The 20,468-nt window shown below is 54.1% G+C and carries 18 protein-coding genes; 10 read left to right on the top strand and 8 right to left on the bottom strand.

The features are described from left to right. Positions 1-57: 57 nt before the first annotated feature. On the bottom strand, positions 58-1,494 hold the full coding sequence (gene pyk, locus ADICEAN_RS08535; protein ID WP_009195172.1) for a pyruvate kinase: 1,437 nt from the start codon (positions 1,492-1,494) through the stop codon (positions 58-60). Position 1,495: 1 nt separating this feature from the next. Continuing rightward, the gene (locus ADICEAN_RS08540; RefSeq protein WP_009195173.1) at positions 1,496-1,918 is read right to left on the bottom strand and encodes an IPExxxVDY family protein; all 423 of its coding nucleotides are present in this window, start codon (positions 1,916-1,918) and stop codon (positions 1,496-1,498) included. 213 nt (positions 1,919-2,131) lie between these two features. Here ADICEAN_RS08540 and ADICEAN_RS08545 point away from each other — a divergent pair, with 213 nt between their 5' ends. The 4 genes from ADICEAN_RS08545 to nadE all read left to right on the top strand — a co-directional run bounded on the left by ADICEAN_RS08545 (position 2,132) and on the right by nadE (position 6,431). Further along, a complete protein-coding gene (locus tag ADICEAN_RS08545; RefSeq protein WP_009195174.1) occupies positions 2,132-2,371 on the top strand; it encodes an acyl carrier protein in 240 nt (79 codons plus the stop codon). A gap of 23 nt (positions 2,372-2,394) precedes the next feature. Beyond that, a complete protein-coding gene (fabF, locus tag ADICEAN_RS08550; RefSeq protein WP_009195175.1) occupies positions 2,395-3,648 on the top strand; it encodes a beta-ketoacyl-ACP synthase II in 1,254 nt (417 codons plus the stop codon). 20 nt (positions 3,649-3,668) lie between these two features. After that, the gene (gene rnc, locus ADICEAN_RS08555) at positions 3,669-4,388 is read left to right on the top strand and encodes a ribonuclease III (RefSeq protein ID WP_009195176.1); all 720 of its coding nucleotides are present in this window, start codon (positions 3,669-3,671) and stop codon (positions 4,386-4,388) included. A 126-nt stretch (positions 4,389-4,514) separates the two neighbouring features. After that, positions 4,515-6,431, top strand: a complete 1,917-nt coding sequence (gene nadE / locus ADICEAN_RS08560) for an NAD(+) synthase (RefSeq protein ID WP_009195177.1) — start codon at positions 4,515-4,517, stop codon at positions 6,429-6,431. On the opposite strand, the gene ADICEAN_RS22310 is transcribed toward nadE, so the two are convergent. Next, positions 6,428-6,739 (bottom strand): hypothetical protein, encoded by a 312-nt coding sequence (locus tag ADICEAN_RS22310; protein WP_152426360.1) that lies wholly within the window; start codon positions 6,737-6,739, stop codon positions 6,428-6,430. The genes nadE and ADICEAN_RS22310 overlap by 4 nt on opposite strands. Positions 6,740-6,892: 153 nt before the next feature. Here ADICEAN_RS22310 and ADICEAN_RS08565 point away from each other — a divergent pair, with 153 nt between their 5' ends. The 5 genes from ADICEAN_RS08565 to ADICEAN_RS08585 all read left to right on the top strand — a co-directional run bounded on the left by ADICEAN_RS08565 (position 6,893) and on the right by ADICEAN_RS08585 (position 14,398). After that, positions 6,893-8,059 carry a prolipoprotein diacylglyceryl transferase gene (locus ADICEAN_RS08565; protein ID WP_009195179.1) on the top strand — a complete coding sequence of 389 codons (1,167 nt, stop codon included), beginning with the start codon at positions 6,893-6,895 and terminating at the stop codon, positions 8,057-8,059. A gap of 341 nt (positions 8,060-8,400) precedes the next feature. Then, positions 8,401-9,771, top strand: a complete 1,371-nt coding sequence (locus ADICEAN_RS08570) for a BamA/TamA family outer membrane protein (RefSeq protein WP_009195180.1) — start codon at positions 8,401-8,403, stop codon at positions 9,769-9,771. Positions 9,772-9,809: 38 nt separating this feature from the next. Then, positions 9,810-12,026, top strand: coding sequence for a S46 family peptidase (locus ADICEAN_RS08575; protein WP_009195181.1), 2,217 nt, complete (start codon positions 9,810-9,812; stop codon positions 12,024-12,026). 467 nt (positions 12,027-12,493) lie between these two features. After that, positions 12,494-13,270 carry a L,D-transpeptidase family protein gene (locus ADICEAN_RS08580; RefSeq protein ID WP_009195182.1) on the top strand — a complete coding sequence of 259 codons (777 nt, stop codon included), beginning with the start codon at positions 12,494-12,496 and terminating at the stop codon, positions 13,268-13,270. Between the two features lie 78 nt (positions 13,271-13,348). Beyond that, positions 13,349-14,398 carry a proline iminopeptidase-family hydrolase gene (locus ADICEAN_RS08585; RefSeq protein ID WP_009195183.1) on the top strand — a complete coding sequence of 350 codons (1,050 nt, stop codon included), beginning with the start codon at positions 13,349-13,351 and terminating at the stop codon, positions 14,396-14,398. 89 nt (positions 14,399-14,487) lie between these two features. Here ADICEAN_RS08585 and ADICEAN_RS08590 read toward each other — a convergent pair whose 3' ends face one another. The 5 genes from ADICEAN_RS08590 to ADICEAN_RS08610 all read right to left on the bottom strand — a co-directional run bounded on the left by ADICEAN_RS08590 (position 14,488) and on the right by ADICEAN_RS08610 (position 19,035). After that, a complete protein-coding gene (locus ADICEAN_RS08590) occupies positions 14,488-15,255 on the bottom strand; it encodes a S1/P1 nuclease (protein ID WP_040396571.1) in 768 nt (255 codons plus the stop codon). A 202-nt stretch (positions 15,256-15,457) separates the two neighbouring features. Next, positions 15,458-16,060: a hypothetical protein gene (locus ADICEAN_RS08595; protein WP_040396572.1), complete on the bottom strand. Its 603-nt coding sequence runs from the start codon at positions 16,058-16,060 to the stop codon at positions 15,458-15,460. Then, positions 15,970-16,821: a 1-acyl-sn-glycerol-3-phosphate acyltransferase gene (locus ADICEAN_RS08600; protein ID WP_009195186.1), complete on the bottom strand. Its 852-nt coding sequence runs from the start codon at positions 16,819-16,821 to the stop codon at positions 15,970-15,972. The genes ADICEAN_RS08595 and ADICEAN_RS08600 overlap by 91 nt, the downstream gene beginning before the upstream one ends. Before the next feature lie 121 nt (positions 16,822-16,942). Next, positions 16,943-17,692 (bottom strand): DUF6503 family protein, encoded by a 750-nt coding sequence (locus ADICEAN_RS08605; RefSeq protein ID WP_040396577.1) that lies wholly within the window; start codon positions 17,690-17,692, stop codon positions 16,943-16,945. 17 nt (positions 17,693-17,709) lie between these two features. Further along, positions 17,710-19,035 carry an MFS transporter gene (locus ADICEAN_RS08610; protein WP_009195188.1) on the bottom strand — a complete coding sequence of 442 codons (1,326 nt, stop codon included), beginning with the start codon at positions 19,033-19,035 and terminating at the stop codon, positions 17,710-17,712. Positions 19,036-19,288: 253 nt separating this feature from the next. On the opposite strand from ADICEAN_RS08610, the gene rluF reads away from it, so the two are divergent. After that, the gene (gene rluF / locus ADICEAN_RS08615; protein WP_009195189.1) at positions 19,289-20,296 is read left to right on the top strand and encodes a 23S rRNA pseudouridine(2604) synthase RluF; all 1,008 of its coding nucleotides are present in this window, start codon (positions 19,289-19,291) and stop codon (positions 20,294-20,296) included. The last annotated feature ends 172 nt before the right edge of the window (positions 20,297-20,468 follow it).

The raw sequence follows: 20,468 nt of genomic DNA on the forward strand, positions 1-20,468 counted from the left end.
TCCCACTAAAAATTCGGGATGATTCATGTCTCTTATGAGGCAGGGGCATCAGCCCCCTTAGTCAACCACAGTAAGCTTAATGGTATTGGTGCGGGCCTTAGCCTGTATGGGCATGCTGGCCGTATGGATCAGGATGTTGCCCTCAAACAGGCAGCCCATCTCCTTCAGATAATTGGTAATGTCCGTAAAGGTCTGGTCGGTCGATTCCATCTTATCATAATAAAAGCAGCGGATGCCCCACAGCAGGTTAAGGCTGGACATCAGCGGACGGTTATTGGTAAAGATGAACACATTGGCCTTGGGCCGGTGACTGGCAATGCGGTAGCCGGTATAGCCCGATTTGGTCATGCCTACTATGGCATTGGCCTTTACCTTCTTGGCCAGGCGGCAGGCCTGTAGCACAATGGAATCGTTCAGGAAGGTAGCCGACTGCTCCGATACGTTCTCATGTTTGAAGTAGATGCTGGGCATGTTTTCCTCTACTGAGAGGATGGTACGCACCATGCTTTTGATCACTTCAAGGGGGTACTGGCCGGCCGCTGTTTCAGCAGAGAGCATCAGGGCATCCGCCCCGTCCGATACGGCATTGGCAATGTCGTTGGTTTCGGCTCGGGTGGGGCGCGGGTTGGTGATCATGCTCTCCATCATTTGAGTAGCAATGATCACCGGCTTGCCTATATCATTGCACTTGCGCACAATCATTTTCTGTACCATGGGCACCTCTTCCATCTGGGTTTCAACACCCAGGTCACCACGGGCTACCATAATGCCATCGGCCGCGCGGATAATGGCATCAATATTCTTAAGAGCCTCGGGTTTTTCTACTTTGGCCATCACTTTGCAGTACTTGCCGGCCTTGCGGATCTTTTCTTTCAGCGAAAGCACATCATCGGCCGTGCGTACAAAGGAAAGCGCAATCCAGTCCAGGTCGTTTTGCATGCCAAATACCAGGTCCTCTTCGTCTTTTTCAGTCAGCGAAGGAGCCGATACATCGGTCATGGGCAGGTTAATTCCTTTGCGGGATTTAAGTATGCCGCCGTAGATCACCCGGGTAAATACCTTATTGCCCTCGCTGCGCTCCACGCGCAGCTCAATCTTGCCATCATCTACCAGGATCATGTCGCCCGATTTTACATCCTGCGGCATGGCCTCGTAAGAGGTGGAGATCAGATGACTGTTGCCCAACACACGCTCGGTGGTGATCACCAGTTCCTGGCCTGCCTTTAGCTCCACCCCGTTATTTTCAACCTCGCGGGTACGGATCTTGGGCCCCTGCAGGTCCTGCAAAAGGGCAATGTGCGTACCCAGTTCCTCATTGATCGAGCGTACATACTGCACTACCTGCAGGTGCTCCTCATGTGAGCCGTGGGAGAAGTTAAGGCGGAACACGTCCACCCCGGCCAGCGCCAGTTCTTTCAGTTTTTCCCGGCTATTGCAGGCGGGTCCTACCGTAGCAACAATTTTGGTCTTATTAAAAGCAATTCGTTGTTCCATATTAAAAGATCAGATTTTCCTTAGATTTTAAGCTCTCCACCTCAATTGGCTTTACAAAGTCTACCGTAGGGATCTTCTGCAGCACTGCTACCAGGTCCAGATGATCAAATAGCCCCCCCTCACCCTGTAACATCAGCAGATAATCAAACTGTTTGAGCTCGGGCAGTAAAAACGCCTGCTCCGCTTCACTTACGGAGCGATTGCGCAGGAGACGCAAAAGGCAATTTTCGGTAGCAAATATATAGTTTGAGATGGAGAGATCGGGTTGATTGGTGAAAGCAAAGGCAATATCTTTTTCTTTCACCAGCCGAATGTGCAGAAGCTGATTGAGGTACCAGGCCAGTTTATATTCCCGCATGGGGCTCAGCAGTGCCCACAAGGTAAAATCATATTCATAGTCGACCTGTAAACGGCTTCGTTTCATAACAATTTGCAGCTAAAGGATTTAGCAGACACACATTCTTTTTAGCCGCAGTGTGCACGAAAGATACTGATTTTCTAAACCGTGCCAAAACATTCCTGTTAACTGTAGGGAGAACAGGCTAATTATTTCAACATTCGTAACTTGGTTTGTTTTTATTTCAAAATCTGCATTTATTTGCAGCGGATTAATTTCTAACCTAAATTTTTCACAGCAATGTCTGAGATCGCTCAAAAAGTAAAACAAATCATCGTAGATAAGTTGGGCGTTGAAGAGTCTGAAGTAACCCGCGAGGCGAGCTTCACAAACGACCTTGGTGCCGACTCTCTGGATACAGTAGAGCTCATCATGGAGTTTGAAAAAGAATTCAACATATCTATTCCCGATGATCAAGCCGAAAACATCTCGACCGTAGGTCAGGCTGTTGATTATCTGGAAGCCAACGTGAACAAATAATCTTTGTTTACTAACCACCTTCTATGCAGTTAAAGAGAGCTGTTATAACAGGCTTAGGTGCACTTACTCCCCTGGGCAACACCGTGCAGGACTACTGGCAGGGTCTTGCCGGGGGTGTAAGTGGCGCTGGGCCCATCACCAAATTCGACGCCGAAAAATTCAAAACCAAGTTTGCCTGCGAGGTACGGGGGTTTGATGCCGGCCAGTTTATGGATCGAAAAGAGGCCCGCAAAATGGACCTCTTCACCCAGTATGGCATTGCCGTGGCCCAACAGGCCTTTGAAGATGCCAACATCGATCTTGGTAAAATAAACCTGGACCGCGCCGGTGTAATATGGGGCTCTGGCATAGGAGGCCTGACTACTTTCCAAAACGAAGTGGCCGATTTCGCCAAAGGCGACGGCACCCCCCGCTTCAACCCCTTCTTCATTCCTAAAATGATCGCCGACATTTGCGCCGGCCTCATTTCCATGCGCTGGGGACTGCGCGGACCAAACTATGCAACGGTATCGGCCTGTGCGTCTTCTACACACGCCCTTATTGATGCCTTTAACACCATTCGGCTGGGCAAAGCCGATATCATCATCACCGGTGGCTCCGAAGCGGCCGTTACCGAGGCCGGCATTGGTGGCTTTAACGCCATGAAAGCCCTCTCGGAGCGCAACGACGACCCCAAAACCGCCTCCCGCCCCTTTGATAAAGACCGCGATGGTTTTGTACTGGGTGAAGGCGCCGGTGCTCTGGTGGTAGAAGAATACGAGCACGCCAAAAAGCGCGGTGCCAAGATCTATGCCGAGATCATCGGCGGTGGCATGAGTGCCGATGCCTACCACATGACAGCCCCCCATCCGGAAGGCCTGGGTGTGATCGCCGTTATGAAAAATGCACTGGAAGATGCCGGCATCTCTCCCGAGGAAGTAGACTATGTAAACGTACATGGTACCTCTACCCCCCTGGGCGATGTAGGCGAGGCCCGTGCCATACAGCGCGTATTTGGAGAGCATGCCTACAAGCTTAACATCAGCTCTACCAAAAGCATGACAGGCCACCTGCTGGGTGCTGCCGGCGCCATAGAATCGATTGCGTCTATTCTGGCCATGCAGCACAACCTGGTGCCGCCTACCATCAACCATTTTGAATCGGACGAAGCCCTTGATCCAAAGCTCAATTTCACCTTTAATGAAGCGCAGGCGCGTGAGGTAAAGGTAGCCCTGAGCAACACCTTTGGATTTGGCGGCCACAATGCCTCTATTATCTTCCGCAAAGTAGAAGACTAGTGACCCCCTGGTACAGGCGCATGTTTAGCTGGGCCCTGCGGTTTGGTTCTCCCGACCGTAAGCTGGCCGAAGCCATGCATGTGATTACCGGGCGCTATCCTGGCAATTTGCATCTCTACAAGCTGGCCATGCTGCACAGCTCGGCTGCCCCTGCGCTTGACAATGGCCACCGTGCCAGCAACGAACGCCTGGAATATCTGGGCGATGCCGTGCTCAATGCCGTGGTGGCCGATTACCTGTTCAGCAAATTTCCCTTTAAAGATGAGGGCTTCCTGACCGAAATGCGCAGCCGCATCGTAAACCGGGAGTCGCTCAACGACATTGGCCGCCAGCTGGGCCTCAATGCCCTGCTGGTGTTTGATAACAACCTGCGGCGCGAATCCTACCGCACCATTTTTGGCAACGCCCTGGAGGCCCTGATAGGGGCCATTTACCTGGACTGGGGCTATGCCTTCTGCGCAGCTTTTATCGAAAACCGGCTGCTGCTCCCCTACTTTCACCTGGATACCCTCATCAATACCCCGCACAACCACAAGAGCCTGCTCATAGAGTGGGCACAAAAGGAAGCGCGCCAGCTGCAGTTTGAAGTGCAGGACGGCGCCAGCGGGCAGGGCCGGGAATTTACGGCCACCATCCTGCTCAATGGCGAGCCGCTGGCCACCGGCAAGGGGTCCAGCAAAAAGAAAGCCGAGAAAGACGCAGCGCGCAAGGCCTGGTCGGCCCTGGGCTTTGAACCCTGATCCCCCCTTCTTTCCTTTACCCTATACTGCCCCGGCGGAGCTGAATCTGGCACTGTACCTCAACAAAAAAGGGGCGGTGCGTGTATAAGTGGTGCAGATGCGTAAATTAGCGCCATATTTTTTGCCATGACTTACCTACGTCTGGGAGCCGCCTCCCTTAATACAACCCCTTTCGACTGGGCTGCCAACCTGCGCAACATCCGTTTGGCTATAGAAGAAGCACGGGAGAAGGGGGTACAGCTGTTGCTGCTGCCTGAAATGTGCCTGACCGGCTATGGCTGTGAGGATGTATTCCTGACCGAATGGCTGCCCACCAAAGCCCTGCAGTTACTGGAAGAAGTGAAGGGCTGGTGCAGCAACATAACCGTAGCGCTGGGGGTGCCCTACCGCTATCAGGGCGATCTCTACAACGGTGCCTGCCTGATCCATGATGGTCGTATACTGGGCATTACCGCCAAGCAGTGGCTGGCCAACGATGGGGTGCATTACGAAACCCGCTGGTTTAGCCCCTGGCCCGCCGGCCGTCAGGAGACCGTGGAGCTGCATGGCGAGTCCTTTCCTTTTGGTGATGTGGTCTATGAGCTGCATGGCATCAAAATCGCTTTTGAGATTTGTGAGGATGCCTGGCGCACAACCAGCAGGCCAGCCATCCGCCACCACGAGAAAGATGTAGACCTGATCCTGAACCCCAGTGCCAGCCACTTTGCCATGTGCAAGACCGAGCTGCGCAAAGAACTGGTCTGCACCTCCTCCGCCCTCTATGCCTGCACCTATGTGTATGCCAACCTGCTGGGCAATGAGGCCGGCCGCATGATCTACGATGGAGACTGCTTTATTACCCATCATGGCGAGCTGGTACAGCGCAGCTGCCGGCTTTCCTTCAAAGAGGTAGACATGATCTGGGCCGATGTGGACTTTGCCAACCGCCGCTTTACCCCTCAGCCCATTAAGCAGGATGCGCTTGACAAGGAAACCGAGTTTGCAAAGGCCGCCAGCCTGGCCCTGTTCGATTACATGCGCAAGAGCCGCAGCAGGGGCTTTGTGCTCTCGCTGAGTGGCGGCGCCGATAGCAGCACCTGCGCCGTGCTGGTATCGGAAATGGTAAAGCGGGGCTGTGCCGAGCTGGGTACCAAGCGCTTTTTAGAACGCGCCGGCTTTGGCGCACTGGCAGAGGAATTGGCACAACAGGAGCTGCAGGGGCGCGCCGCCGAGCGCTACATCGTAAGCAAGCTGCTGGTCTGCGCCTACCAGGGTACCAAACACTCTTCAGACGATACTTTTGCCTCTGCCCAACAGTTGGCCCAGGATGTAGGAGCTACCTTCTACCACTGGACCATTGATGAGGAAGTGCGCTCCTACACCGGCAAGATCGAGCAGGCCATTGGCCGCAAGCTGGCGTGGCAGAGCGATGATATTGCCCTGCAGAACATACAGGCGCGTGCCCGTTCACCCATTATCTGGATGCTGGCCAACCTTAACAACGCCCTGCTGCTCACCACCTCTAACCGCTCCGAAGCCGATGTGGGTTATGCCACCATGGATGGCGACACCAGCGGCAGCATTTCGCCCATTGCCGGGGTAGATAAGGAGTTTGTGCGCCACTGGCTCCGCTGGGCCCAGCAGGCCCTGGACTATCCGGGCCTGGCCCCCGTAAATGGGCTTAGCCCAAGCGCCGAGCTGCGCCCGCTGGAGCAAACCCAGACCGATGAGGAAGACCTGATGCCTTATGCCATACTGGTGGCCATTGAGCGCCTGGCCATCCGGGACCGCTATTCGCCAAAGCAAACCCTGCACCTGCTGCAGTTGCAGGAGCTGGCCCCTGCCGATAAGTTAAAAGGCTGGGTGATCAAGTTCTTTCGCCTCTGGAGCCGCAATCAGTGGAAACGGGAGCGCTATGCCCCGGCCTTTCACCTGGACGATTTCAACGTAGACCCCCGCTCCTGGTGCCGCTTCCCCATCCTCTCCGGCGGCTATGCCGAGGAGCTTAAAGAGCTGGAGGGTGAATGGATAATTGGTCCCCCATCCAGCTGGAAAAGCAGTTAATCGTCTATCCTGTTGTTGGTGTTTTCACCAACAACTCTCTTCTGAGCTACAGATGGTTTGTTGGTGAAAACACCAACAAAGCGGTTAAGAGCTGGAGGAGGAATAACAGATGATGGAAATTGGACAATGGACGATGGATAATTAATCTGGGGACGTATCCTGTTGTTGGTGTTTTCACCAACAACTCTATTCTGAGCTACAGATGGTTTGTTGGTGAAAACACCAACAAAGCGGTTAAATAAAATGAACAGTACCCAGCTGCCACATCCCCCTGTTGTTGGTGTTTTCACCAACAACTTTCTGGACATGCTGCATGATGGTCTGATGATTGATGTCCAGGGACGTATGTTCATCCTCTAAGATCCATTGTCTATCTTCCATTGTCTATCGTCCATTGTCAATCGTCCATTGTCTACTCTCCCCTTTCCTAAAAGCAAAAATTGCCTAACTTGTGGGCCATTATGGAGTTACTGCATTTTATCGTTTGGGATCCCGATCCCAGCATCTTTTCAATTTTCGGGCTGGATGTGCGCTGGTACGGGCTCATGTTTGCCGTTGGCTTTCTCATTGGCCAGCAGATCATGTTTTATCTGTACCGTCAGGAAGGCAAGCCTGCCCAGGATGTGGAAACACTTACCATCTTTATGGTGGTGGCTACCATTATTGGCGCTCGCCTGGGGCATGTGTTCTTCTATGAACCTGATAAATACCTGAGCGACCCTATCCAGATCCTGAACATCCGCGGCGGCGGCCTGGCCAGCCATGGCGCTGCCATTGGTATCCTTACCGCCCTGTTTCTGTATGTGAATTACCTGATCCGCTTTCATAAGGGCAAATTTGAGGTAAAAAAGCGCAAGCGGCCCGGCCAGTCCTACCTCTGGGTGGTAGATAAAGTAGTGATCGTTACAGCCTTTATCGGCGCCCTGATCCGCATTGGCAACTTCATGAACTCCGAAATTGTGGGCATGCCTACCCAAACCCCTGAGTATGGGGTGGTCTTTGGCCACTGGCTGGAAGAATCCATCGTTCGCAACAGCCAGGGCCAGATTGTAAGTGCCGAAGCCTCGGCAGAGGAGAGCGGCCGCTGGAACGAGCGTTTTGAGGCGCCCGTACTGCTGGAGCTGGAATTCAGAAAAGGAATTGATACGGCGGCAGCGGCTCAGTATATCCGCTCCGATATTCAGCAAATGGTGCGGTATCAATCCCGCGGAGAAGCCTTCTTTACCGATCCCGGCCCGGAGCCTCTGCCCTACAGCCTGCAGCAACGCAGCGGGGTGGTAAGCGCCCGGGTGGTAGCCAATGGGGTGCCGCGTCACCCTACCCAGCTCTATGAAGCAGCTTCCTACCTGTTTATCTTCTTCCTGCTCTTTGCCATCTGGTCCCGCTACAAAGGCCGGGCGCCCGAGGGGCTGCTCTTTGGTATCTTTCTGGTTACACTCTTCGGTTTCCGCTTTATCTGGGAATTTATGAAGGAAAATCAGGTAGCTTTTGAAGAGGGCATGGTCCTGAACATGGGCCAGTGGCTGAGCATTCCGCTGGTGCTGGCGGGGGTATATTTTATCCTTCAAAGCCTGCGACGCAAACGATCCGAAGAACCGCCTGTACCCAGCCAACAGAAGGTTTCTTAACTACCTACGGAGCCCTCCAGCCGGAGGGCTCTTTTTTTGGAAACTTAGCTGTCCCAAATCCCGTTAGGCTAACACCGAAGAGTGCTGCAGCGCGTTTGCGGAGAGGGGGTGAAGGCGGCCAGAATTTTTACATATGGTAGGAATTCAGGGGCATGATTTGAGCACTAGGGGGGTAGCCGACAGGAATAAGGGTGGGCCTATGGACAATTTGCAAGTTTTTTTGTAGTATTATAGAACACACATCAAGTAAAGGCGGACGTAGCGTGGTAGCAAGAGCCTGTTTTATTTTCCTGATAGGCACGATCTGCTTATTTTGTGGGCCAGGGGCTACCGGTCAGGAGATGGCTTTGTCTGTTCCGGCCGCAGACGCCCCGGCCGTCAACCCGGTGCTGCGCATAGCCGATATCCAGATTGGCGGAAATGAAAAGACACGGGAATACATTATCCGCCGGGAAATGTCGCTACACGAGGGCAAGCTGGTAGCGGCCGATGAGCTGGAAGAGCTGCTGGCCGAAGACCGCAAGCGCATTACCAATACCCGTCTTTTTGTAACCGTCCACACCCAGCTGGTACCCCTGGGCAACAACCATGTACAGGTACAGATAGAGGTGCTGGAGCGCTGGTATGTGGTGCCCGTTCCCATCTTCAGCCTGGCCGACCGCAACTTTAACGACTGGTGGACCAACCAGAACCGGGATATGAGGCGGGTGAATTATGGGCTCAAATTCAACCATTACAACTTTATGGGCCGGGCCGAGCGCATGTCGGTAACGGCGCAGTTTGGCTTTGCCCGCAGCCTGCGCCTGGCCTATTACATGCCCTATATCGACAAAAGCCGCAAAAACGGCCTGGGCTTTAGCGCGCTTTACTTTGATAACAACAACGTGGCCCTGCGCACCCTTAACCACAAGCGCATTTTCCTGACCAACAACGGGCAGGAGATGCGCCGCACCTTTGGCGGCAGCATGACCTACACCCGTAGGGCCAGCTTTTACAACACCCACCTGCTGGGCGCCTCTTTCTATGCCAACACCTTTGCCGATACGGTGCTGCGCTCCAATCCGGAGTTTCACCCGCAGCTGCAAAATGACATCCGCTACTTTACCCTTACCTATGGCTTTCTGCGGGAAATGCGCGATAATGTCAGCTACCCCCTCAGAGGCTTCAACATAAGTGCTTATGCCAGCAAAACCGGCCTGGGCATTTTTGATGATGTAAACATACTGGAGGTAGATGGCACCCTGGGCACCCATCTTCCCCTTGCAAAGCGTATCTTCTGGTCCAACACCTTCAATACCCGCATGAGCGTGGCTCCAAAACAGCCCTACTACCTGATGAACGGGCTTGGCTACGGCCAGAAGTATGTCCGTGGCATGGAGCTCTATGTGCTGGAAGGCCAGCATCATGTGCTCAATAAAACAGAGCTCAAATGGCAAATGCTTAACAAAGAGTACAATATAAGCCGCCACATGCCCCTGGACCAGTTCAGCAAAATTCCCCTGGCCCTCTACCCCAAGATCTTCTTTGATGCAGCCTATGTGCACATGCCCAACCCTCAGCCAGGCAATGATTTTCTGGTAAACCGGCCCGTTTGGGGTACGGGCATTGGGCTGGATATCGTTAGTTTCTATGATTTTGTACTGCAACTCGAATATTCGATGAATAGCCGCATGGAACGTGGATTTTTCATCAATATGAACAGAGGGTTTTAGTACCTTTACACCTAAGATTCACCTTCTGAATTACACCTATGTATAAAAGACTAGTGTTACTCGTACTTGCGGGTGTGCTCAGCCTGGGTTCTCTCTATGCCAATGAGGGAATGTGGCTGCCACTACTCGTAAAAAGACTCAATGAGGCCGACATGCAAAAGATGGGCCTCCAGCTTACTGCTGAAGAGATCTACAGTGTAAACCAGAGCAGCCTGAAGGATGCCATTGTATCCCTGGGCGGTTTCTGTACGGCGGAGGTTATCTCCTCGCAGGGTCTGCTGCTGACCAATCACCACTGTGCCTATGGTGCCATCCAAACACACAGTTCGGTAGAGCAGGATTACCTCTCTGATGGCTTCTGGGCCAAAACCAAGGCCGATGAGTTGCCCAACAAAGGGCTCTATGCCCGCTTTCTGGTACGCATGGAAGATGTAAGCCAGCAGGTGCTGGCAGCTGTTAAGGAAGGCATGAGCGAAGAAGAGCGCGCAGCCGCCATAGCAGCCGTTACCAAAACCCTTTCGGAGCAGGCCAAAGGCAACAGCCATTACGATGTGGTGGTGCGGGACTTCTTCCACGGAAATGAGTTCTATCTTTTCGTGTATGAAACCTTCACCGATGTGCGACTTGTAGGCGCACCGCCAGAAAGCATCGGCAAATACGGCGGCGATACCGACAACTGGATGTGGCCCCGCCACACGGGCGATTTTGCCTTATTCCGGGTCTATAGCGCCCCCGATGGCAAGCCGGCCCCCTATGCAGCCGAAAACGTACCCCTCAAGCCCAAGCACCACCTGCCCGTATCGCTGCAGGGGGTACAGGAGGGCGATTTTGCCATGGTCTTTGGCTATCCCGGCAGCACCGATCGGTACCTGACCTCCTATGGCGTAAAGCAGGCCCTGGAGCAAACCAACCCCACGCGGGTGAAGATCCGGGACCTGCGCCTCAAACTGCTCAAGGAAGATATGGACAAGAACAAGGATGTCCGCATCAAGTATGCCAGCAAGTACGCCAGCGTAGCCAACTACTGGAAGTACTTCATTGGCCAGAGCAAGGGACTGGAAAACCTGGATGTGCTTTCTAAAAAAGAAACCCTGGAGCAGGAATTCACCACTTGGGTAAATGCCAGCGAGGACCGTAAAAAGCAGTGGGCCGAAGCCCTCCCCCTGGTACAGCAATCCTACGAGCAGAGCTACGAGGCCAACCTGAGCTACCTCTACCTGGCAGAGGCTGCCCTGGGTACCGAGATCATTCGCTTTGCCAACACCTTCCGCAGTCTGGAGACAGCCCTGATGAGCACAGAAACCGATCAGGCGCGTATTGCCAGCCTTATAGCAAGCCTGCAGGAGCGTACCAGCAGCCACTTTAAGGACTACAATGCCCCCACCGACCGTAAGGTAATGGAGCATCTGCTGCGCCTCTATTACCAGGATGTTCCCAAAAAAGACCATCCTGAGATCTTCCAGCAGGTGGAGAAAAAGTACAAAGGCAACTTTGTCAAGTGGGCGGCCGATGTTTTTGCCAAATCCATGTTTGCCTCCGAGGCTGCCACACTGGCCTTTTTGCAAAAACCAGAGCTGAAAAAACTACAGGCCGACCCGGCCTTTGCCGCCGCCAGCTCCATCATCAACAAGTACAATAAGGAGATCTACCCCCGCATGCAGCCCATACAGGCACAGCGGGAAAAGGGCAACCGCCTGTTTGTACAGGGCCTGCGCCAGATGCAGCCCGATCGCAAATTCTACCCCAATGCCAACTCCACCATGCGCCTGACCTATGGCACTGTGGGTAGCTATGCGCCCCGCGATGGTGTGATCTATTCCTACTACACCACCATGGAAGGCGTGATGCAGAAAAAGGATAACAGCGATCCGGAATTTGCGGTACCCCCCAAGCTGGATGAGCTGTATGCCAGAAAAGACTGGGGCCCCTACGCCAACAGCCAGGGCGAGCTGCCCGTAGCCTTTATCACCAACAATGACATCACCGGCGGCAACTCGGGCAGCCCGGTACTTGATGGAAAAGGCCACCTGATTGGGGTAGCTTTTGACGGCAACTGGGAAGCCATGAGCGGCGATATTGCCTTTGAGCCCCAGCTGCAGCGCTGCATCAATGTTGACATCCGCTATGTGCTCTTTATCATCGATAAATTTGCCGGCGCTGGCCACCTGGTAGAAGAAATGACACTGGTGTACCCCGACAAAGACCAACAAGATGCTAAACTGGCACCCGCTACGCTGATCAAAGCAGGTCAGTAAGCGCATCTACCAACCACTACTGCTTAAGGGGTACCCAACGGTACCCCTTTTGTATGTTCACCCACCTATTCTCCCTCTTCAACAGCTACCAAAGGTAAGTGCACTCTCAAGTAGGTGAGAATGGCTATGCACCACACGCTCAGGAGAGGTAGGATGCATTCCCGACTTGAGTAGGTCTAGGGGTATAACACCACCCTTTGCAATGTACCGGACAAATAAGAAGAACCGCCACTCCTACGCAGAATGGCCGGTTACCCTCTTTTGCAGATGCATCGCTGGTGTACTCAGATGCCTTGCTCCAGTGCCTGACTGGTACACATTTACCTTCAGCCGGGAAAGACCTTAGAAAATTGTGCACATTTCTTTAAAAAGTCATATTAATAGTGTAGCTTAGGCAAGCTCATCTCTTCTAACTAACCCTACTCCTCCCTGCTGGCTAAAAAAATTGGCTTAACCTGCTACCCATCATGAAGACCCTATTGGCGATGTTCGTGTTGTTGCTGGCGCATACCTACCTGCTCCCCAGACAGAGCTTTAAGGAAGAACAGTTAAAGTTTAGCCGGGTACGGGAAGCCTACACCAGCTATGAACCCCGGCTGCGCCAGGATGTGCTGCAGGCCGGCACCAGCCTGGAGCGGATGCAGATACTCCTGATTGCGTTTAAGGAAGAAAAAGAACTGGAACTATGGGTACGGGACCAGGATTCCCCGGTTTATCAGAAACTGAAGACCTACCCCATCTGCGCCACATCCGGCATCAGCGGCCCCAAGCGGCAGTCGGGCGACCGGCAGATTCCCGAAGGCTTCTACGAGATTGACCGTTTTAACCCGGTTAGCAACTATTTTCTTTCACTGGGCATCAACTACCCCAATGCCTCGGATAAGGCCATAAGCCCGCATGCCAACCTGGGAGGAGACATCTTTATCCATGGCGGCTGCAGCACCATTGGCTGCCTGCCCCTCACCGACCCCCTGATGGCCGAGCTGTATGTGCTGGCCGTAGAAGCCCGCGCCAACGGACAGCGCAGCCTGCCGGTCTATTTTTTCCCCTCCCGGCTGGATAAGGAGGGCTTTGCCCGCCTGCAGGCCCGCTACCAGGCGCAGCCGGAGCTGCTGCTATTCTGGAAGAACCTGAAAGAAGGACATGATCTCTTTATGGCCAGCCGCCAGGCACTCCACTACAGCATCCAGAAAAATGGGCAGTACCGTTTCAGCCAGGTGCATGCAAGCGGTATAGCTCCCTAAAAAGGAGCAAGCCAGTTCACCTGAAGCACCTCCCACCAACAATTAGAACCCAACACCGCAATCTTCAACCTTATTCCTATGAAATCAGCTACCCTTCTTACGGCTCTGATAGCCCTTTTTATACTCGCCTGCAACACCTCCGAACCCCTGGGTGTGGCCCCGTCCAATGACTACCTGCAAACGCCCGAGCCAGGCAAGCTGCAGACCGGCGGGGTGCGGATGATCGATATCCAGACCCCCTCTGGTACGTTCAAGGTCTGGACCAAGCGGGTGGGCAACAACCCTACCAAAAAGCTGCTCCTGCTGCACGGCGGCCCGGGCGGTACGCATGAGCTGTTTGAATGTTTTGATAGTTTTCTGCCGCAGGAGGGGATCGAGTACTACTATTATGATCAGCTGGGTTCCTACTACAGTGATCAGCCCCAGGACAGCAGCCTCTGGCAAACCGAGCGCTTTGTAGAAGAGGTAGAGCAGGTACGCCAGGCGCTGGGGCTCAACAAAGACAATTTTTACCTGCTGGGTCATTCCTGGGGTGGCATCCTGGCCCTGGAATATGCCCTTAAATACCAGCAGCACCTCAAGGGCATGATCATCTCAAACATGATGGCCAGTGTGCCGGCCTACAATGAATATGCCGCCGAGGTACTGGCCCCGCAAATGGACCCCCAGGTATTGGCAGAACTTAAGGAGATGGAAGCCCGGCAGGATTTTGACAACCCCCGCTACATGGAACTCCTCATGCCTCATTTTTATACCAAACATGTGCTGCGCATGCCCGTAGAAGAGTGGCCCGAGCCGGCCAACCGCATGTTCAAACACCTGAACCCCACGATTTATGTGCTGATGCAGGGCTATAGCGAATTTGGCATTACCGGCGATGCCCGTCTGAAGGAATGGGACCGCACCGCCGACCTGCCCTCCATCCAGGTGCCTACTCTCACCATTGGCGGCGCCCACGATACCATGGACCCCAAACATATGGAGTGGATGGCTACCCAGGTGCAGCAAGGACGTTACCTGCACTGCCCTGAGGGCAGCCACTGTGCCATGTATGATGATCAGCAAACCTATTTTGCCGGCCTCATCCGCTTTATCCATGAGGTAGACCGGGGCAATTTTAAGCAGTAAGTCTCCCTTTGGCATATCCCCTAAGAGCTTTGTACAAAAACCAAAAAAGGCGCCCAGAGGCGCCTTTTTGTATGTCAGATGTAGGACAATCAGCCATAGATCTCGTTCAGGAGGCCGGCCAGGCGAATACCGGCCTGCAGCAGGCGGGTTTCTACTGTGTCCCAGTTTTTGTACATATAGCTATAGCCCAGCTTCTTGTTTTCGGGCAGATCATAAACAATAGAGCGCAGTCCCATGGATTCCATGGCCCAGGCTTCTACCGAGCTGGACTGCCAGGCTTTGATCTGGGCCTTGCTGGGTTTGTTCAGGTAGTGCGAGAGCTCGGTAAAGCTTAGCTGCTTGCTTTCGATCATCTCGCTATCCCATACGCGGTGCAGGTTGGAGTTGCGGCCAAACCAGTCTACCCGCACATCGTTGCCGCCTTTATCATCGCCACCCCCTACATGCAGGGGCTGGTGCAGGTCCCCTACCAGGTGAACAAGGTATTTGAGAGCTTCCTGCTCCTCTTGCCGGTTCAGGCTACCCCCTTTCAGGCTGACTACCAGTTCCTGAATCTTCATCAGGATATCGCCTTTTTCATTCTTTTCGGTCTGGGCATAGGTTTGCCCATCGGGTATGGTTACCCAGTGCCAGTCGTGGGTATGGTCGTAGCGTGCATCAGATTTGATATCGTCCATCCAAACCGATACCTCAGAGAGAGAATTGTTGCCCAGAAGCGCCATGATCTTTTTCTCGGCTTTGCGGCTTAGGTTTTCCTGCGCCACATGCCCCACCACACGGTGGCCATTTTGTCCCCAGGCAAGAGCATCTGGCTGCAGCAGGGGCATCAACAAACAAAGAATAACTAATTTTTTCATGTATAGCAGAATTTGTCTAATGTCAGTGCCCGCAAAAATAGCGCAAAAATGCCGAAAGCCACAGTATATCCATGTCTGAACATAAAATGAAGGCATCCTGGGTCCTTACCGTTATCAGGCCGGCGTACTTTAGCCTATTCCTGAGGGTTAAACAGGCTAAAGGCAGGCCTCCCGGCCCGCCTTTGGATAGAATTGCGGACAGTTAGTTTGAGGGTGACGATGGTTGGGAAGCCATTAGGGCAGCCGCTCCGGCTATTTCCAGCTGCACCTCTTTTCTGAGCGCCGCTAGGGTGTGGAGCAGCGCCTGTTTAAAGAGGCGGAGCCGCAGGTAACGCAGCAGGCTCCAGAGTGTGGCCAGGGCCTGCCAGTACCAGAGGGTGAAGTAGCCCAGCAGGGGCAGGCTCAGCACAAACAGCAGCATACCTACAGCCGGAGGCGCTACCAACTGATGAAACAGCCAGCCCATGGTGGCATAGTAAAGGGGGAAAAGCAGCAAGCCGCTGAGCATCATAATGCCCGCCCGGTATTCAATATCGGTGCCCAGCCATCCGGCTATGGCGGCCGGTAGCCGGTAGGGCAGCCAGTTAGTGAGCAGACCCAGCAGGTAGAGGGGGCTCAGCAGCAGCACCAGGAGCCCCCAGCCCAGCAGCAGCCCCAGCTTGCGAAAGCGATTGAAGCCCTGCGCAAAAAATCCTTCCTTTAATTCAGCCCTGTCTACCAGCTCAAAATAGCGGTTGGTCTTCTGCCGGATGCGTGCATAGGCTTCCGGCAGCTGCTCCCTATAGTGGGCAATGGCCCGGGCCACCTGTTGCTGAAGCCGAAAGGCGCCTCCCCCCCGGTGGGCTCGCCCTCCTGCATCAGTTGCTCCCGGTACAGCCTGCTGATGCGGCGGTGCAGCAGCTCTTCTTCACGGGTGTCCAGCTCCAGCATGTTTTGCTGCAGCCGCATGCGCAACTGCTCGGTGAGGGCCTGAACAGCCGCTACCGGATCGGCTGCGTACGCGGCCGCATAAGGGTCTACTGCAAGAGGCTCGCCTACACCTATGTACAGCCGGCTGTGAAAGCGTGTAGGATCTGAATAGGTAAGGGATACCGGAGAAATGAGCAGTCCGGACGTAAAGTGTTGCCTGGCAGCCGTTTCCAGAGCTATGCGGGCAGTGCCGGTCTTGAGTTTGCGCAGTTTCATTTCATTCACACTGCTGCCTTCCGGAAAGATCATGATGGTTCCCCCTTTCAGCAGGTAGTCTGCGCTTTTCTGGAAGGTTTTACTGTTATCAATGGGTTCGCCCACCTTCACATCCTGTGGCCGGTATACCGGAATCAGGTGCAGCCTGGCGAAGATCCACTTCAGAAAAGCATTGGCGAAGATGCCCCCATTGGCCAGAAAGCCAGTACGCTGCCGCAGCAGAAGCGCCACTACTATGGGGTCCATAAAGGTGTTGGGATGATTCACAGCCAGGAGCAGGGGGCCTTTTTGCGGCAACAGCTCCCGGCCCTGGACCTGTATTTCTTTGTAAAAAACCCAGACAGCTGCCCGAAGCAGGCTTTTCAAAAGGGTATACAGCATAGGTATAGTTGGTCCGCTTACGTTATCAGGAATATCGGTATTTTTTTGAATAGAATTTAGGACCCGGCTTCTGCAGGGTGGTCCGGCTTTCACAAAGAGCCAGGCACAGGGGCCGGTAGCTCTATTGGAAGCCGGTTACCTGTACATTCAACAGCCTGATCTCGGAGAGCAGTTCCAGCCTACCCGCATCCCAAAGGCTACCAAGGCTATCCAGGGGTACTCCCTCCCCTTTGGGTTTGTAATTACGGTAATCCTGCAGGCGAATGCCGCCCAGCTCCCGCTGGTTAAAGGCTTCCCGAAAGCGCATGCCGCCCCCTTCGGTCTGGTAACTATAGGCCAGGTAATCCATGGTGTGCGTTTCGGTATGGATCCAGTACAGGAACTCGTCTTCATGATCTACCCCACCCCCCTCCTGGGCAAAGCGCACCCGGATCAGATGATAGGGCTCCCCCTTCAGACGGGTTTCGGCAACATAGCTTTTCTGTACCGCTGCGTCATTGAGCCCATAGGGCAGCATGGCAAAATAGTGTACAGAATTGACGGAATTGGTAAAGGCCTGCGCCCGCTCTTCTGGCAGGGAAACGGTATCGCCATTGATCAGGCGCGTAAATCCAGCATTGCTGAGCACATCCAGCACATGGCCGCTGCTGTCGGTAATCTCCCGGGTATAGCGAAACAGGCCGCCCTGCCGCTGGTAGGTATAGTGGTGTTTTCGGAAATCAAAGGCCATCTCAAGCTCGTTAAAGCGGCTGCCCCCGTGGGCCTCAATAGCTGCATCAATAATGCGCTGCGGATCGTCTCGACGGCCACAGCCGGCCAACAGGCTGCACAGCAGCAGGCCAAGGTTCAAAAGGAGTATGCTGATTTTCATCTTCAGGTGCATCAGGATCAGGAATTGGCTGCGGCCAGGGGCTTGCCCGACTTTTGCAGCCGGGCGGTTTGCAGAATGACAAATCCGGCCAGAAAGAACAAGGTCATAAACAGCATGCTGTTGCGCATGCTGCCGGTAAGCTGCTCGATGAGGCCGTACGAAAAGGTGCCCAGTACAATGGCCAGTTTCTCGGTGATATCATAAAAGCTGAAGTAGGAGGCTGTATCTTTGGTGCCTTCGGGAATCAGTTTGGAGTAGGTAGAGCGGGACACTGCCTGAATACCCCCCATCACAAAGCCCAGCAGGCCAGCCAGCCCGTAAAAGCTCAGCTTATCCTGCAGCAGATACCCCAGCACACAGATGCCCATCCAGATTAGCAGGGTGCTGCTGATGGCAAACCCATTTCCCCGCCGGCCCGAGGTCCAGGCAAAAAAGAGCGCACCTGCTATGGCCAGCACCTGCAGGATCAGCACCACCAGAATCATCTCATCACCGGAGATGCCCACTTCCGACTCGCCAAACAGCGGCGCCAGCAGCATTACGGTCTGCACCCCCATGCTGTAAAAGAAAAACGACAGCAGAAAACGCAACGTACTAAGCTGCCCCCGCAGCGCCCGCAGCACCTTGCGGATCTCCTGAAAGCCCTTGCCCAGCACTTCGCCCCCCAGCTTCAGGCCGGTAGGGCGGTCCTTCAGATGATAAAAGGCAATCTGGGCAAAGCCCACCCACCAGACCCCTACCAGTAAAAACCCAAAGCGGGTGGCGCTGGTAACGCCCGCATCGCCGGAGCCAAAGCCAAATACCTCCGGATGCAAGAGCAGCCCCAGGGTGATCAGCAGCAGAATCACACTTCCCACATAGCCAAAGGAAAAACCCCGGGCGCTAATGCGGTCCATACGATCGGCAGTGGCAATCTCGGGCAGAAAGCCGTTGTAAAACACCAGCGATCCGGCATAGCCCACCGAGGCCAGCACGGCACAGAGAATGCCCCACTCAATGTTGCTGCCATGAAAGAAGTACAGCCCAATACAGGCCGTAGCCCCCATGTAGGTAAAGAACTGCATGAAGCGCTTTTTGCGCCCGCTATAATCCGCAATGCCGGAGAGCAGGGGCGAGAGCAGCACGATCAGGAAAAAGGAAAAGGAGATGGCATAGGTGTAGAGTACTGTGTTTTTGATGGTAAGGCCAAAGAACTGCACCTCCTCCCCACCAAAAGCCTGCCGGGTAGCGGCACTGTAGTAGATGGGAAAGATGGCCGTAGTAACGATCAGGTTATACACCGAGTTGGCCCAATCGTAGGAGCACCAGGCATTCAAGACCGTAGGATTGTTCTTTTGCATCATGCGCGTTGGGGAGATATTGGGGAAAGGTAAGCAAAGCTCCTGATTTTTTAGAATGATGTTACAAAATCTGCATTTCAGCCTCTGATTCCGGGCTACCCAAAGGGTATTCCACACCGCTGCCGTATAATCAGCAGTGTATAATAACGCAGCCCTCCCTGACAAGGCCTGCAAAAGCTAACGAATCTGCCTATCTTTGCCGCTGGGTGGTGTGGGTAGGTGCCTGCTCCCCCCTAGTTGCCAACCCTTTACGCCTATGCCATTTAGCAGCACCACCCGTCTTAACAAATACATCAGCGAAAGCGGCCTGTGCTCCCGCCGGGAGGCCGACCGCTACATTGAGCAGGGCCAGGTGTTTCTGAACGGCCGGCGCGCCGGCATTGGCGACCAGGTAAAGCCTGGCGATAAGGTAATGGTAAATGGCCATGCCATTGCGCCCAAAAAGGCCGAAGAGCTCTTTGTGCTGGCCTTTAACAAACCTGTGGGCATTACCAGCACCACCGAAGCCGGCGTGCGGGGCAATATTGTGGATTATGTGAACCATACCGAACGCATCTTCCCCATCGGCCGGCTTGATAAGGATTCTCAGGGGCTTATTTTCCTGACCAACAACGGCGACCTGGTGAACAAGATCCTGCGGGCCGGCAACAACCATGAAAAGGAATACCTGGTAACGGTAGACAAGGCCATCACCCCCGAGTTTATCAGCGGCATGGCCAATGGGGTACCCATGCTGGGCGAAGTCACCAAAAAGTGCAAGGTTGAGAAAGAAAGCCCCTTTATCTTCCGCATTACCCTGGTGCAGGGCCTCAACCGGCAGATCAGGCGCATGTGCGAGCATTTTGGCTATGAGGTGCTAAAGCTGGAGCGGGTGCGCATCATGCACATCAGCCTGAAGGGCTTGCCCCAGGGTGACTGGCGGGAGCTTAGCCCTGAAGAAATGGACGAGATGTTTCGCCTTATCCAGAATTCGTCGTCTGACTACAGCGGAGAAACAAAGCCCAAAGCCAGAAAAAGCATGCGCCCGGCCGGCAGATCAGGGGGTGATGGCTGGGGAGAAGAAGGTACTGCCCGCCGGCCTGCTCCAAAACGTACCGGCAGTAAGCCGGGTGGCCGCCCAGCATCCGCCCCCCCTTCCGGCGGCAGATCGGGAGGCAGGCCACAAGCGGCCGGACCGGCAAAAGGCGGTCCGCGCATTGGCAAGAGCAAGCCCGGCAAGGTAAAACGCTCCTCCGGCGGTGGGCGCAGGGGCGGCCGGGGATAAGCGCAGCCCCCTTTTATTTCCAAAATAAAGTACTACTGAAGAAACCCCGGAAGGAAGTCCCTCGTTTTCTGAACCGGACAGGCACTGGGGCAAGAGCCTGTGCTGCCACTACTTTTTTACTATCTAAAATAATGTGTAGCGATTTTTTTAGGGTGATGAGCTACCGAAAAGC

This window comes from Cesiribacter andamanensis AMV16 (assembly GCF_000348925.1).
Lineage (GTDB): Bacteria > Bacteroidota > Bacteroidia > Cytophagales > Cyclobacteriaceae > Cesiribacter > Cesiribacter andamanensis.